Here is a 14,747-nt window from a genome sequence, read left to right on the forward strand (position 1 = left end):
ATCCCGACGATCGCCTCATGCGCCGGTGCCGGCCGGCACGAAGGACGCATCGGCATCAGAATGCCACTCCCAGCGAGATATGCGGGCGGAATTGCCGCTCCTGGATGCCGTAGCCCACGTCGAGCTGCACCGGTCCCACCGGGCTGCGCCAGCGCGCGCCGATGCCCACGCCGTGGTAGAGGCGCACGCCGTCGAGGTTGTTGGTGGCCGTGCCGGCGTCCCAGAAGATCGCCGCGCCCCAGTCGGGCTTGAACCAGTACTGGTACTCCAGGCTGGTGGTGGCCAGGTACTTGGCCGGCAGCACGCTGGTGCCCCGCCGCGTGCCGATCGACTGGAAGCCGTAGCCGCGGATCGAATCGGTGCCGCCGGCACGGAAGCGCAGCGTGGCCGGGATCTTGTCGGCGCTGCCGCTGGTCAGGTCCGCGCCCAGTTCGAGCCGGGCCACGATCAGATCGCGGGTGCGCACCGGGATGTATTGCCGGATGCGGCCATACAGGCGCACGAAGGTCTGGTCGGTCAGAAAGCCCTCCACCGCCGCGCCGACCTGCGTGTTGATGATATTGCCGCGGCGCGGGAACACCGGGTTGTCGACGTCGCGCCGGGTCCAGGCGTATTGCGGCACCAGCGCCTTGCTCAGCTGGCGCGGCTGATCGTAGGGCCGCAGATCGTCGTAGTAGAAATCCAGCGACAGCGCGGTGTCGTAACGCTCGCGGGTGCGGGCCCGGCGCACGCCGGTGCGCCAGCTTCGGGTGTCGGTGTTCTCGATGTCGGTGGTGCGCTCGTAGCTGCCGTAGACGCTGTTCCGATAGGTCTTGCTGTCGGGCGGCATCGCCACCTCGGCGAAGGCGTACTGGCGCTTCTGCTCGACGCGGGCCTGCGAATCGAAGATCCAGGCGCGGTTGAACAGGTTGTAGTAGGCATAGCGGCCCTCGACCTGCGCGCCGGTATCGGTGTTGTAGCCGACGCCGGAAACGACCCGGTGCACCGGATACTCGCGCACGCGCACATTGACGGGCGCGGTCACCGTGTCGCCATTGCCGTCCGCATCGGGGACCGGATCACCGAGCTCGACCAGCACATTGGAGAAGTACGGCTGGTTCTGGATCGCACGTTGCAGCTCCAGCAGCCGCTCCACGCGGTAGGGTTCGCCAACGTACAGCGGATTGACGTTGCGCACGATCCGCTCGGGATAGCGCCGCGTGCCGCTGACGACCAGCTCGCCCATGCGGTAGGCCGGGCCGCTGTCATAGGTCGCGCTCAGATCGGCGGCGCGCTCCTCCGGCTCGATGCGCGCCTGCGAGGCGGCCAGTTTGGCGCCGTAGTAAGCGTTGCTCTGCAGCTCGACCAGCGCATCTTCCTTGGCCTTGTCCCAGTCCGACTGGCGGAACGGGTCGCCGACCGGCAGGCCCCACTTCTCCCGCAGCGCCGCAACCTGTTCGGGCGAACGCGTGGCGGCCGGCCCGCGCACATCGACATCGACCTGGCGGATCAGGGTCCGGGCGCCCGGGTCGACGGTCACATGGATCACGCGGCTGTCGCCGCTGCCCTCGACGCGGGTGGTGGTCTGGGGGTCGAACCAGCCCTCGGTGGCGGCGAAGGCCCGGACCTGGTCGCCGACCGTTTCGACCATATAGGCGATCTGGTCCTCGCCGAGGTCGGCGCGCTCGCGATAGCGGACCAGGTCCAGATGCTCTTCCAGGATGTCCTCCAGCGGCTCGGGCGCCTCGACCTGGACCCGGTAGGCCGCCTGGACCGGCGCCGGCAGCAGCGCGAACAGCAGCGCCAGCAGCGGGGCAAGGAAGGCAGTCGGCAAGCGCGCCACCGGCGGCGCCGGCAGCCCGGCCGACCGCCGCGACGCCGGCGCGGACGCCTCCGCGCCGCTGCCCCGGGGGCGGCGGAATCCGATGCGCATGATCCCGAGGTCCAATATCATCCGTCGTTGCGATCCGACAAAGTCGCTATTTGACCACACCCCGCGGCCCGATCCCCAAACCCCGAGCGCCCCAGGCCGGCAAAGCCCGCCCCGGCATGGCAATACGGTAGAATCGCGGCAGTTTTCCATTCCCCTATAGCATTCTGTATAGCTTTCCTGCCATGGCCATGTACGAATCCGAGATCACCCAGTTCCTGAAGGCGCTCAAGCAGGAGCGCCCGTCGCTGGAGGCGGAACAGCGCCAAGGCCGCGCCCTGCTGTGGGACAAGGCCCCGATCGACCTCGAGGAGCGCCAGCGCGCCGAGGCGTCGCGGGTCCCGCAGAAGCCCTACGTCTACTCGCTGGACTGATGCCGGCACGCATCCCGGCGCCGCAGTCCCTGCCGACCGCCGCGATGCGCGCAGATCCGCCCCACTCATGAACCATAGCGAACAGGACAAGCTCGCGCTCGCGCTCGAGCTGCCCAGCGTGGCGCCCGAAGGCACCACGCCGGACACCGTCGACGGCATGGCGTTCGCGCGCCTGTACGGCGAGCCGCTGTTCCAGCTGCCGCAGGACCTGTATATCCCCCCCGACGCCCTCGAGATCTTCCTCGAGGCCTTCGAAGGGCCGCTGGACCTGCTGCTGTACCTGATTCGCAAGCAGAACTTCAATGTGCTCGACATCCCGATGTCGCAGGTCACGCACCAGTACCTGGCGTATGTCGAGCAGATCCGCAAGAGCAATCTGGAACTGGCCGCCGAATACCTGCTGATGGCCGCGATGCTGATCGAGATCAAGTCGCGCATGCTGCTGCCGGTCAAGAAGGCCGACACCGACGAGGACGCCGAAGACCCGCGCGCCGAGCTGGTGCGCCGGCTGCTCGAATACGAGCAGATGAAGCTCGCCGCGCAGAAGCTCGACCAGGTGCCGCAGCTGGGCCGCGATTTCCTGCGTTCGCAGGTCTATATCGAGCAGAGCCTGTCGCCGCGCTTTCCCGAGGTCGACACCGCCGATTTGCAGGCCGCCTGGGCCGACGTGCTCAAGCGCGCCAAGCTGAACCAGCACCACAAGATTTCGCGCGAGGAACTGTCCGTGCGCGAGCACATGAGCCAGATCCTGCGCCGGCTGCAGCATGCCCGCTTCATGGAGTTCACCGAGCTGTTCGAGGATGCGATCCGCTCGGGCAAGGGCGTGCCGGTGGTAGTCGTCAATTTCATCGCAATGCTCGAGCTGTCGCGCGAGTCCCTGGTCGAAATCACCCAGGCCGAACCCTATGCGCCGATCTATGTGCGCCTGGCCTATACCCCCGCATAGCCCCGGCATCGCCGCGCGCTTTACCTGACGAGCAGTACACCGCATCCATGAAAGTCATTTCCTCCATTCACGAGCTGCGCGACCAGTTGCGCGGCCAGAACCGGATCGCCTTCGTCCCGACCATGGGCAATCTGCACGAAGGCCATCTGTCGCTGATGCGGCTGGCGCGCCAGCACGGCGATCCGGTGGTGGCCTCGATCTTCGTCAATCGGCTGCAGTTCGGTCCCAACGAGGATTTCGACAAGTATCCGCGCACGCTGCAGGACGATATCGAGAAGCTGCAGAAGGAAGGCGTCTACGTGCTGTTCGCGCCGACCGAGCGCGACATGTACCCGGAACCGCAGGAATACCGGGTGGATCCGCCGCACGACCTGGGCGACATCCTGGAGGGCGAATTCCGCCCCGGCTTCTTCAACGGCGTCTGCACGGTGGTGATGAAGCTGTTCTCGTGCACGCAGCCGCGCGTCGCGGTGTTCGGCAAGAAGGACTACCAGCAGCTGATGATCGTGCGGCGCATGGCGAACCAGTTCGCGCTGCCGATCGACATCGTGCCGGCCGAGACCGTGCGCGCCGAGGACGGCCTGGCGCTGTCGTCGCGCAACCGCTATCTGTCGCCGGACGAGCGGGCCGAGGCGCCGATGCTGTACCGCACGCTGCACCAGGTGCGCGACCGGGTGCTGGCCAACGCCGGCGGCGGCGCCGAGCTGACCGCGGTCGAGGCGCAGGCCCTCGATGCGCTGAAGGCCCGCGGCTGGAAGCCCGATTACGTGTCGATCCGCAAGCGCAGCAATCTGCAGGCACCGACCCGCGACGAATATGCGGCCGGCGAACCGCTGGTGGTGCTGGCCGCCGCCAAGCTCGGCGCCACGCGTCTGATCGACAATCTCGAGATCTGAGCCGGCCGGCGGCGCCGTCGGCGTAGGCGGCGCCGTAGCGCAGAGTCAGCGCACAGTCAGCACACAGTCAGCGCAAACCCGCGCGGGCCGCATGGCCCCCGCGGGCACCCGTGCCCGGCACGCGCAACGCGATCTCCAGATCGGCCGCGCCGCGCTGCACCGCCACCTGCCATGCCAGCCGCCCCGCCCCGTCCGGCAGGACCGGGTTGGCGCCATGTTCGAGCAAAAGCTGCAGCATGCCGCCGTTGCCGGTGAAGGCGGCCAGCGTCAACGCGTTCCACCCGCCGTCGTTGGCGTGATGCCAGGCCGCACCGCGAGTCAGCAGTAGATCGGCAAGTTCGACATGGCCGTTGGCGACCGCGTACATCAGCGGCGTACCGCCTCGGCCATCGACAGCATCGATATCGACATCCGCCACCAGCAGGCGCAGCACGTTGTCGAGCCGGCCTTGCGCCGTGGCCATCATCAGCGGCGTGACGCCCGACTTGTCGCGCGCATCGGCATCGGCATCCGCCGCCAGCAAGGCATGGAGGAGCGCGGGCGACCCCACGCCCGCGGCGAAATGCAGCGCCGTCCTGCCGCCATCGTCGCGCGCCCGCACCGCGGCGCCCGCTTCCAGCAGCGTGGTCACCGCCTCCGCGTCGTCCGACAATACGGCCCCCATCAGCGCCGTGCGACCGTCGGCGTCGGCCCCTTCCCGCAGCGTCGGCCCGCCCTCGCGCAACAGCCACTGCAATGCCGCCGGCGACGCGCGCATGACGCCCTGCACCGCATAGTGCAGCGGGCTGGCTCCGGTCCGGGTGACGCCACGCAGCTCGACACCGCGCGCCAGCAGCATGCGCAGGACGTCGGGACTGTTGCGCCAGTAGGCCGCGACATGCAGCAGGGTTTCGCCAATGGCGGTGCGGAATTGCCGCAGCGTCTGGTCGTGCCTGGGCCAGGCCGACAGCAGCCGCATCGCGCCGTCGTCGTCGCGGTCCGCCAGTGCGCGCATCAGTGCAGCGGTGCCGGCCAGCGGCATGGCCAGCGCGCCCGGCCTGGAGATGGACGGGGCGCCCTTGCAGGGTGCAGAGAACATGTTCCCTCCTGTTTCGAATGGGATTTCCACCGATCGGACCGGCGGGCGCCAGGCGCCGCGGCCGGCGCCGGCCAGTATTGCGACGCGGCGCGCGGGCGCTTCGCCTTTTTTGGCCGGCGTTGTGGAAATCGAAGTGCGGAGGGGGCTGGGAAAGGAGGGAGTTGCAGCGGCGCGCTACGCCATGGCCGCCCCGCGCCGATTCAGCGGCGTGCCGCCTGCCGCTGCTCGGTCTTCTTCAGATGGCGCCGATGGCCGCGCTGCCGCTTCCACCAGATCAGCACGCCGGTCAGCGCGAACAGCAGCGGCGCGAGCCCGAAGGCAGAGATGAAGATGCGGCCCGGCAGGCCGAACGCTTCGCCGGTGTGCAGCGGGTACATCCAGTTCAGCACGGTGTCGCCGGCCGGTGCGGCGAGCGGATCGCGCACGCCGAGCCGCTGACCGGTATAGGCGTCCAGCCACAGCCGGGTCGCACCGCTGCCCTGGCGCACTTCCCCGGGCTGACGCAGCCGGATCTCGTAGGCATCGGTCGGCTGACGCGGGAACGACACGCGCGACACGGTCGCCTCCGGGTACAGCGCCTGGGCCGCCTGCATGGCCTGCTGCACGCCCATCGGCATGGCGCCCTCGTAGGGCGGCGTGGAGCTCGGCCGTGCCGGTGCGGTGACCGTCATCACGCTGCCGACCAGCGGCGTGACCCACTTCGGCAGATTCAGATACCAGCCGGAAAACGCCAGCGTCGCGAGCACCGGCGCGGCCAGGATGCCGCCGGCGCGATGCAGCGAATAGTTCAGCCGCCACCACGAGCCGCCGTGCGTGATGCGGAACGCCTGCACGATCGCGCGGGCCTTCAGCTTGGGCCACCACAGCGCAATGCCGGCCAGCACCGACAACAGCAGCAGCATGCCGCCCACGCCGGCCACGGTCTTGCCGGTATCGCCGGCGAGCAGATAGTGATGCAGATGAAAGATCGTCGGCATCAGCAACGGGCGCGACAGCCCGGGCTCGCCCCAGATGCGTTCGCCCTTGACCGCCAGCGTGGCCGGATCGACCATCACCTGCCGCGAACGCCCGGGCACCACGTTGCCCGTGGCGGGATCCTTGACGTGGTACCAGGCGATGAACACCTCGCGCTCCGATACCGGCAGCATCAGCATCCGCGGCTTGCCATACTGCGGATCGGCCTTCAGCCTGGCGACCACCTGCTGCACGGTATCGGCACGCAGCGGCAGCGATACCGGCTCGGATGCCACCAGCAGCTCGGGATTGAGCGCGGCGTCGATCTCGTCGCGCCATGACAGCACGGTGCCGGTCAGGCCCAGCAGCACGAACAGCACGCCGAGCCACAGGCCGATGTACAGATGGAGTTTGACGAGAAGGACGCGCAGGCGGCCGGTAACCATGGTGGGGAACGATGGCACGGCCGGCGGCTGCCGACGCGCGCTACGGGGCTGACAAAGCCGACAAGTGTAGCAGGCGGGCCATGCGCAACGGTGGCGGCCGTCCCTCCCGCCTTAGGCGAGACTCAACTCCCGGCGGGCCGCAGCGGCGCGAACAAGGTCGCCAGATCCAGGTGCGAAGCCATCGTGTCGGCCAGCCGTTCCAGCGACGCTTCGCGCAGCGCCGCCAGGTCGACCCCTTCGGCCCCATCCAGCCCGGCCCAGCGCAGCAGCGCGGCACAGCCGGCCGGATCGTCGAACAGGCCATGCAGATAGGTCGCCAGCACCTGGCCGTCAGCGGACAGCACGCCGTCCGCGCGGCCATCGTCGAGCCGCAGCGCGGGCCGCGCCAGCGCCGGGCCGTCGGTGACGCCGAGATGGATCTCGTAGCCCGCCACGCTGGCATGCTGTCCATCCAGCAAGAGATGGCCGCGCGCCTGGCGCAGCTGCTTGTCGGCCGCCAGCACGGTGGCGAAATCGAGCAGCCCCAGACCGTCGCTGCCACCGGGTGCGCCCTCGCGGCCGTCCGGATCCTCGATGCGGCGCCCCAGCATCTGCATGCCGCCGCAAATGCCGATGACCTTGCCGCCATAGCGCAGATGCCGCAGCAGCGCGCGGTCCCAGCCCTGTTCGCGCAGGAAGGCGAGGTCGGCGCGCACGCTCTTGCTGCCCGGCAGCACGATCAGATCGGCCGCGGGAATCGGCATGCCGGGGCCGATCCAGTGCAGATCGACGCGCGGATGCGCGCGCAGCGCATCGAAATCGGTATGGTTCGAAATGCGCGGCAGCACCGGCACGATCACGCGCAGGCGCGGCGCGTTCTCGTCCTTGGCCGCTTGCGTGGCCGCCACCGCGTCCTCGGCATCGAGATGCAGCCCGTGCAGATAGGGCAGCACGCCCAGCACCGGCTTGCCGGTGCGCTGACGCAGCCAGTCCAGCCCCGGTTCGAGCAGCGAGATATCGCCGCGGAAGCGATTGATGATGAAGCCCTTGATGCGCCCGCGCTCGCTCCGGGACAGACAGTCCAGCGTGCCGACCAGATGCGCGAACACCCCGCCGCGGTCGATATCGGCGACCAGCACCACCGGGCAATCCACCGCCTCCGCAAAGCCCATGTTGGCGATGTCGCGGTCGCGCAGATTGACCTCGGCCGGGCTGCCGGCGCCCTCGACCAGCACCACGTCGTAGCCCTCGCGCAGGCGCCGGTGCGAGGCCAGCACGGCCTGCATCGCCACCGGCTTGTAGTCGTGATAGGCGCGGGCGTCGAGATCCAGGCGCGCACGGCCGTGGATGATGATCTGCGCGCCGGTGTCGCTGCTCGGCTTGAGCAGTACCGGGTTCATGTCGGTGTGCGGCGCCAGCCCCGCCGCCTGGGCCTGCAGTGCCTGCGCGCGGCCGATCTCGCCGCCATCGGCGGTGACGGCGCTGTTCAGCGCCATGTTCTGCGGCTTGAACGGTGCGACCCGCACCCCCGCGCGTGCCAGCAGCCGGCACAGGCCGGCCACCACGGTGCTCTTGCCGGCGTCGGAGGTCGTGCCCTGGATCATCAGCGTGCCGGATAGCCTGGCGCAGGCCACGGCGGCGGGGTCGTTCGAATCGGGACAGGTTTGCATCGCGGCGATTATCGCATCGGGCCATGCGGGTCCGCCGGTGCGCTGCGCACCTGGCCCGGCCGATCTACCCTGGCGACGCGCGATGCGCCCGCTACAATACCCGGATGGAACCCAAGGCCCCTCCTCCCGCCGCTGGCGCCGGCCAGGCCGACACGCCGTCCGACGTCGCGTTGCCCACCGGCGAAGCGGCCATCGCGGTGGCGACCCAGCCCGTCGTCGACCTGCCCCGGCCCGGGCCGCGCGAGCTGACGCTGGTGCTGGGCGGCGCGCGCTCGGGCAAGAGTCACTTTGCCGAGCAGCTGGCGACCGACCATGCGCTGGCCACCGGCGGTCCGGTGACCTATATCGCGACCGCCCTCGAAGACCCCGACGACACCGACGAGGAAATGCAGCTGCGCATCGCGCTGCATCGCGCGCGGCGCCCCGCCGACTGGAATCTGGTCGAGGAGCCGCTGCATCTGGCCGACGCGCTGTACGCGCATGCCCGCCGCGACGGCTGCATCCTGGTCGACTGCATGACGGTCTGGCTCAACAACCTGATCTTTCTCGACAAGCGTCCCTATCCGGAGCACGGCGTCATCACGCCGCCGCCGGCCTTCACCGAGGAAATGGACGCGCTGCTCGCCGCGCTGCCGACATTGCCCGGCCACGTGATCCTGGTTTCCAACGAGATCGGCTTCGGCGTGGTGCCGATGGGCGCCATCACGCGTTTCTACGTCGACGAGCTCGGCCGCCTGAACCAGAAGCTGGCCGCTGCGGCCGACCGCGTGCGCCTGCTGGTCGCCGGTCTGCCGGTCGCGATCAAGGGACCGGACCCGGCATGGTGAGTTCGCTGTGGCCCGCGGCGCCGCTGGCGCCCGGGGCGGCCATTGCGCTGACGGCGCTGGCTGGCGTGGCGCTCGACCGCGGGCTTGGCGAGCCGCGCCGCTGGCATCCGCTGGTGGGCTTCGGTCGCCTCGCCCATGCCGCCGAGCGCAGGCTGAACCGGCCGCGACCAGGGTCGCGCTGGCGCCAGCGCGGCGTCGGGCTGATGGCCTGGTCGGCGCTGGTGCTCGGCCCCGCGGCGCTGAGCGTGCTGCTGATCGCCGCCGCCACCGACTTCGCCGGCGCGTGGCTCGGCTGGCTGCTGCACGCCCTGGGCCTGTATGCCGCGCTGGGGGCGCGCAGCCTGAGCCAGCATATCGAACCGATCGCCAGGGCGCTGGCCGAAGGCGAGCTTGGGCAAGCGCGGCAGCTGACCGCGCGCATCGTCTCGCGCGACACTGCCGATGCCGATGCCCCGGCGCTGGCCAGGGCGGCCTGCGAATCGGCGCTCGAGAACGGCAACGACGCGATCTTCGGCGCGCTGTTCTGGTTCCTGATCGGCGGCGCGCCCGCGGCGATCGCCTATCGGCTCGCCAATACGCTCGATGCGATGTGGGGATACCGGACCGAACGACTGCTGCAATTCGGCTGGGCCGCCGCCCGTCTCGACGACCTGCTGAATCTGATCCCGGCCCGGCTGACCGCGCTGTCCTACGCGCTGCTCGGCTCGACCGCGCGCGCGCTGCGCTGCTGGCGCCAGCAGGCGCCGGCCTGGTCCAGCCCGAACGCGGGGCCGGTGATGGCGGCGGGCGCCGGTGCGCTTGGCGTCGCGCTCGGCGGGCCGGCCCGCTACCACGGCCAATGGGAAGCGCGCCCCCCGCTGGGCGAAGGCGCTCCTCCCGGCGCGGCCGACGTACTGGCCAGTCTGCGGCTGGTGCGGCGAACGCTGTGGCTGTGGCTGGCACTGGCGGCCGCCGGCGGCATCGTCGCGCAGCTGATGGCGCTGGCGCGATGAACCATCCGCATCCCCTGCCCCCGCCGATCCGCCACGGCGGCAATCTGCTCGCCGCCGCGCGCCGCTACGGCCGCGACCCGGCCGACTGGCTCGACCTGTCGACCGGCATCAATCCCGACGGCTATCCGGTGCCGCCGCTGCCGGCCGACTGCTGGCAGCGGCTGCCGCAGGACGACGACGGTCTCGCCGAAATTGCGGCGCGCGCATACGGCGCGCCGCATGCCCTGCCGGTGGCCGGCTCGCAGGCCGCGATCCGCACGCTGCCGGCGCTGCTGCCGCCGGGCCGCGTCGGCATCGCCTCGCTCGGCTACAGCGAGTACGCGCCCGCGTTCGCCGCCGCGGGCCATCGCGTGGTGCCGCTCGACGAAGCGGACTTCTTGCGTCCGGCCCTCGCCGATACGCTCGATCATCTGGTGGTGGTCAATCCGAACAATCCGACGGGGCGCCTGGTACCGCGCCAGCGGCTGCTTGGCTGGCATGCCGCGCTGGCCGCGCGCGGCGGCACGCTGCTGGTCGACGAGGCCTTTGCCGATGCGCTGGCCGCCGATGAAGGCAGTGACTCGCTGGCGCCGGACAGCGGCCGTGCCGGCCTGATCGTGCTGCGCTCGCTGGGCAAGTTCTATGGACTGGCCGGCGTGCGCTGCGGCTTCGTGCTGGCGCAGCCGGACCTGTTGCAGTCTCTTGGCAAGCGTCTGGGCCATTGGACCGTTTCCGGACCGGCACGCGAGGTGGCTCGGCTGGCGCTGTGCGACACCGATTGGCAGGCCGCCACGCGCTGGCGTCTTCGTGGGGCGAGCGCGCGCATGGACGCGCTGCTGCGCGCGCACGGACTGGCGCCGGTCACCTTGCCGCTGTTCGCCTGGGTGCCGCGTGCCGATGCCGCACGGCTGCATGAGGCGCTGGCGCATGCCGGTGTCTGGACTCGCCTGTTCGACGCACCGGCGCCGCCCGTCGCTGCGCACGATTCCACCCGGATGCCGAGCCTGCGCTTCGGCTTGCCGCCCGATCGCGAGGCCTGCTGGCAACGGCTTGCCGACGCCCTCGCCACGACCCTTCCGCTCTGACATGCCCGTTCTGCCGTTCCTGTCCTGCCGACGTCGGCGCGCTGCCGCCACGCGGCTCGCCGCCGTCGCGGTGTCTACCGCATGGTTTGCGGCGCTGATCGCCACCGTCCTGCCCACCCGCGCGCAGGCAGCCGTTACCGTCGTCGACGATGCCGGCCAGACCATCACGCTGGCGCACCCGGCGCGCCGCATCGTGTCGCTGGCCCCGCATGTCACCGAGATGCTGTTCGCGGCCGGCGGCGGCGACCGCATCGTCGGCACCGTGAACTACAGCGACTATCCGCCCGAGGCCCGTGCGATTCCTCGTGTGGGCGACAACAAGGCGCTCGATCTCGAACGCATCGCCGCGCTCAAGCCCGATCTGATCGTGGTCTGGCGGCACGGCAACGCGCAGAAGCAGGCCGAGCGCTTGCGCGCGCTCGGCCTGCCGCTGTTCCACAGCGAGCCGCGGCGGCTGGCGGCGGTGCCGGACAATATCGAGAAGCTGGGCGTGCTGCTCGGCACCGGCCCCACCGCGCATGCCGCAGCCGAACGCCTGCGCGCGCGCATTGCCGCGCTGGGCAAGACCCATGCCGCGCGGCCGCCGGTGTCGGTGTTCTATCAGGTCTGGCAGCAGCCGCTGATGACGCTCAACGGCCAGCATATGGTCAGCGACATGCTGGCCCTGTGCGGCGGCCGCAATGTGTTCGCCGACGAGACGCCGCTGGTGCCGACGATCTCGGTGGAAGCGGTGATCGCCCGCAACCCCGAGGCAATGATCACGGCCAGCATGGGCGCGACGCCGGCGGACCGGCCGCTGGCCGATTTCGCGCAATGGCAGCGCTGGCAGCAGCTGACGGCGGTGGCCCGCGGCAATCTGTTCACGATCGACGGCGACCTGATCAACCGGGCCGGGCCACGGGCGATCGATGCGGCCGAGATCCTGTGCCGTCAGCTGGAGGTGGCGCGAAGCCGGCGGCCGGCGCACTGATACGTAAGCGGGGCTGCACGGCACCGTGCGCGTCGGCCATCAGCCCGCCGTGCGATTCCACCACAGCAGGCGCCCCGGCCGGGCGCCGCCTGGGTCGAGCCGGAAGCCGCAGCTGGCGCCCCAGCCAAGCTGCCAGTCCAGCGTGACGGACAGCGGCAGGCCCAGCCAATGCGCGGCCAGCATGCGGATCGGGCCAGCGTGGCCCACCATCCAGAGGCACGGCACCGATGCCGGCCTCGCGATGGCATCGGCCCATTCCACCACGCGCGCATACGCGGTGCGCGCCGATTCGCCGCCGTGCGGGCGGGCATCGATCAGATCGGCCGCCCATCGATCGAGCTCGGCCCGCGGCACCGCGTCCCAGCATTGCCCTTCCCAGGCGCCGAAATCGAGTTCCTGCAGTCGCGCATCGCTGTCGATCGCCGGCGCCGTTTCACCGGCTTGCGCCACGCGCGCCAGCGCGATGCGTTGCGCGCTGACGCTGGCACGCCGTGCGGGACTGCAGACGATGCGGGCCGGCGGCGGCACGCCATTGGCGGACGCAGCAGACGCTGCCGCCGACAGGATCGCCTCGGCCGGCGGCGACATCGGTTCGGCCAGCGGCAGATCGAGCCGGCCATAGCAGACGCCATGGTCCACCGCGGGACGAGCATGCCGGATCAGGACCAGATCCATGCCGCCGCCAGCAGGTAGATCAGCAATTCGCCCAGTTGCTGCGCCATGCCGAGACAGTCGCCGGTATAGCCGCCGATGCGGCGCACGAAATAGCGGCCCAACACCAACCGCAGCAGCGCCAGCGCGGCGATGGCGGCGGCACCGAAGCCCGGCGCTACCGCCAGCAGCGGCAACGCGCCGCAAGCCAGCACCAGGGCCAGGCCACGCGGCGACAGCCGCTGCGCGACCGGCTTGGCCTTGCCTTCGGCACGCACATAGTCGAGCGTGGCCAGAAAGCTGACCGCCATCGCGCGGCTGGCGGCATGCGCGGCCACCAGTACCAGCATCAGTTCGCGCAGGCCGCCGCGCTGGCCCAGCGCCAGCAGCAATTGCCATTTCAGCAGCAACGCCAGCACCAGCGCGAGCGCGCCGAAGGCACCGATGCGCGAATCGTGCATGATGCGCAGCACGTCCTCGCGCCGGTATCCGCCGCCGAAGGCGTCGACGCAATCGGCCAGGCCGTCCTCGTGGAAGGCGCCGGTCAGCAGCAGCGTGGCGCCGATGCCGATCAGCACGGCGACCGGAGGCGGCCAAAGCAGCCACGCGGCCAGCGTCGCCAGCGCGGCCACGGCGCCGACCATCAGCCCCACCAGCGGGAAATAGCGCGCGGCGGCGTGCAGATAGTGCGGAGCGAAGCCGACCCAGGCGGGTACCGGTATGCGGGTGAAATAGCCGACCGCGGTCAGCAGGTAGCGCAGTTCGCCGCAGGCGCGGTGCAGCAGGCGGTCGATCGGACGCTGGTCTTGCCGATCATGCAGCGGCTCGGGTGTGGGCTCGGTCGGCATCGTGGCAATGGGGCGGATTGCGGATCGGGTGGCGCGAGTCTATCGCGGCGGGGCGCTGCCGGTCGTGTCGTCCGTCGCGCTGGCAGTACTGACGCCGGCCGCGCCGAAGGTCGCCATCTCGCGCAGGAAGGCCACGGCCGATACCACCAGCGGATACGCCAGCGCGGCGCCGCTGCCCTCCCCCAGCCGCAGGTCCAGCGCCAGCAGCGGTTGCGCGCCGAAATGGTCCAGCAGCGCGCGATGCCCCTGCTCGTGCGAGCAATGCGAGAACACGCAGTACGCCAGCACATCGGGATCGAGACGGCAGGCGACCAGCAGCGCGGCCGACGCGATAAAGCCGTCGACCAGAATCACCATCCGCTGCGACGCCGCGGCGAGCAAGGCGCCGGCCATCATCGCGATCTCGAAGCCGCCCAGCGCGGCCAGCGCATCGAGCGGTTCTACCGCATCGGCATGCCGCGCCAGCGCGCGCTGGAGCAACGCCAGCTTGCGCGCCACTCCGGCGTCGTCCAGACCGGTGCCGCGCCCGACGCAGGCGGCGATCGGCAGGCCCGCCAGCCGGCTGACCAGGCAGGCGGCAGCCGAGGTATTGCCGATACCCATCTCGCCGAAGCCGATGACATTGGTGCCCTGCGCGGCGTGGTGCATCACGCGTGCGGCGCCGGCCGCCATCGCGGCCTCGGCCTGCTCGCGCCGCATCGCCGGCTCGTCGATGAAGTTGCGCGTGCCCGCATCGATGCGACAGTCCACCAGACCGGGCGCCGCGCCCGGCGGCACGCGCACGCCGGCATCGACGACTTCGAGCACCATGCCGTGCTGGCGTGCGAACACATTGATGGCCGCGCCGCCTGCGGCGAAATTGCGGACCATCTGCACCGTGACATCGGCCGGGTAGGCGCTGACGCCGGCATCGGCGATGCCATGGTCGGCGGCGAACACGATCATCGCCGGCCGCCGCAGCATCGGCCGCGCGGTGCCCTGGATCAGCCCGATCTGCAAGGCCAGCGACTCCAGCCGGCCGAGCGCGCCGAGCGGCTTGGTCTTGTCGTCGATGGCGGCCTGCAGTGTCGGACGCAGGGTCTTGTCCAGCGGCGCGATCGAGGGCAGTGCGAAATTCGATATGGTGTTCGACACAGTAGTCAT

The 14,747-nt window shown here is 70.5% G+C and carries 14 protein-coding genes; 7 read left to right on the top strand and 7 right to left on the bottom strand.

The window, feature by feature from the left end; translation table 11 throughout:
• Positions 1 to 55 precede the first annotated feature (55 nt).
• The gene (locus tag HTY53_RS12015; protein ID WP_174106805.1) at positions 56 to 1,912 is read right to left on the bottom strand and encodes an autotransporter assembly complex protein TamA; all 1,857 of its coding nucleotides are present in this window, start codon (positions 1,910 to 1,912) and stop codon (positions 56 to 58) included.
• A gap of 182 nt (positions 1,913 to 2,094) precedes the next feature.
• Here HTY53_RS12015 and HTY53_RS12020 point away from each other — a divergent pair, with 182 nt between their 5' ends.
• The 3 genes from HTY53_RS12020 (at position 2,095) to panC (ending at position 4,125) form a co-directional block, all read left to right on the top strand.
• On the top strand, positions 2,095 to 2,283 hold the full coding sequence (locus HTY53_RS12020) for a DUF3460 family protein (protein ID WP_149317714.1): 189 nt from the start codon (positions 2,095 to 2,097) through the stop codon (positions 2,281 to 2,283).
• 67 nt (positions 2,284 to 2,350) lie between these two features.
• Positions 2,351 to 3,229: a segregation and condensation protein A gene (locus HTY53_RS12025; RefSeq protein WP_174106806.1), complete on the top strand. Its 879-nt coding sequence runs from the start codon at positions 2,351 to 2,353 to the stop codon at positions 3,227 to 3,229.
• A 47-nt stretch (positions 3,230 to 3,276) separates the two neighbouring features.
• Complete coding sequence (gene panC / locus HTY53_RS12030) at positions 3,277 to 4,125, top strand: pantoate--beta-alanine ligase (RefSeq protein WP_174106807.1); 849 nt, start codon at positions 3,277 to 3,279, stop codon at positions 4,123 to 4,125.
• A 67-nt stretch (positions 4,126 to 4,192) separates the two neighbouring features.
• Here panC and HTY53_RS12035 read toward each other — a convergent pair whose 3' ends face one another.
• The 3 genes from HTY53_RS12035 to HTY53_RS12045 all read right to left on the bottom strand — a co-directional run bounded on the left by HTY53_RS12035 (position 4,193) and on the right by HTY53_RS12045 (position 8,252).
• Positions 4,193 to 5,203: an ankyrin repeat domain-containing protein gene (locus HTY53_RS12035; RefSeq protein ID WP_174106808.1), complete on the bottom strand. Its 1,011-nt coding sequence runs from the start codon at positions 5,201 to 5,203 to the stop codon at positions 4,193 to 4,195.
• Between the two features lie 200 nt (positions 5,204 to 5,403).
• Positions 5,404 to 6,603 (bottom strand): PepSY-associated TM helix domain-containing protein, encoded by a 1,200-nt coding sequence (locus HTY53_RS12040; protein ID WP_174106882.1) that lies wholly within the window; start codon positions 6,601 to 6,603, stop codon positions 5,404 to 5,406.
• A gap of 122 nt (positions 6,604 to 6,725) precedes the next feature.
• Positions 6,726 to 8,252, bottom strand: coding sequence for a cobyric acid synthase (locus HTY53_RS12045; protein ID WP_254599924.1), 1,527 nt, complete (start codon positions 8,250 to 8,252; stop codon positions 6,726 to 6,728).
• A gap of 104 nt (positions 8,253 to 8,356) precedes the next feature.
• Between HTY53_RS12045 and cobU the strand changes: the two genes are divergently transcribed.
• From cobU to HTY53_RS12065, 4 genes are read left to right on the top strand one after another with little or no spacing between them, the layout of a single operon-like run.
• Positions 8,357 to 9,079, top strand: coding sequence for a bifunctional adenosylcobinamide kinase/adenosylcobinamide-phosphate guanylyltransferase (cobU, locus tag HTY53_RS12050; protein ID WP_174106809.1), 723 nt, complete (start codon positions 8,357 to 8,359; stop codon positions 9,077 to 9,079).
• Positions 9,073 to 10,071 (top strand): adenosylcobinamide-phosphate synthase CbiB, encoded by a 999-nt coding sequence (gene cbiB / locus HTY53_RS12055; protein ID WP_174106810.1) that lies wholly within the window; start codon positions 9,073 to 9,075, stop codon positions 10,069 to 10,071. Before cobU ends, cbiB begins: the two co-directional genes overlap by 7 nt.
• Positions 10,068 to 11,135: a threonine-phosphate decarboxylase CobD gene (gene cobD, locus HTY53_RS12060; protein WP_174106811.1), complete on the top strand. Its 1,068-nt coding sequence runs from the start codon at positions 10,068 to 10,070 to the stop codon at positions 11,133 to 11,135. The genes cbiB and cobD overlap by 4 nt, the downstream gene beginning before the upstream one ends.
• A 1-nt stretch (position 11,136) precedes the next feature.
• Complete coding sequence (locus HTY53_RS12065) at positions 11,137 to 12,105, top strand: cobalamin-binding protein (RefSeq protein WP_174106812.1); 969 nt, start codon at positions 11,137 to 11,139, stop codon at positions 12,103 to 12,105.
• A 39-nt stretch (positions 12,106 to 12,144) separates the two neighbouring features.
• Here HTY53_RS12065 and cobC read toward each other — a convergent pair whose 3' ends face one another.
• From cobC to cobT, 3 genes are read right to left on the bottom strand one after another with little or no spacing between them, the layout of a single operon-like run.
• Complete coding sequence (gene cobC / locus HTY53_RS12070; RefSeq protein ID WP_174106813.1) at positions 12,145 to 12,780, bottom strand: alpha-ribazole phosphatase family protein; 636 nt, start codon at positions 12,778 to 12,780, stop codon at positions 12,145 to 12,147.
• Complete coding sequence (locus HTY53_RS12075; protein WP_174106814.1) at positions 12,765 to 13,604, bottom strand: adenosylcobinamide-GDP ribazoletransferase; 840 nt, start codon at positions 13,602 to 13,604, stop codon at positions 12,765 to 12,767. Before HTY53_RS12075 ends, cobC begins: the two co-directional genes overlap by 16 nt.
• A gap of 39 nt (positions 13,605 to 13,643) precedes the next feature.
• Complete coding sequence (cobT, locus tag HTY53_RS12080; protein WP_174106815.1) at positions 13,644 to 14,747, bottom strand: nicotinate-nucleotide--dimethylbenzimidazole phosphoribosyltransferase; 1,104 nt, start codon at positions 14,745 to 14,747, stop codon at positions 13,644 to 13,646.

It is taken from the genome of Cupriavidus gilardii, from assembly GCF_013314895.1.
Lineage (GTDB): Bacteria > Pseudomonadota > Gammaproteobacteria > Burkholderiales > Burkholderiaceae > Cupriavidus > Cupriavidus gilardii_C.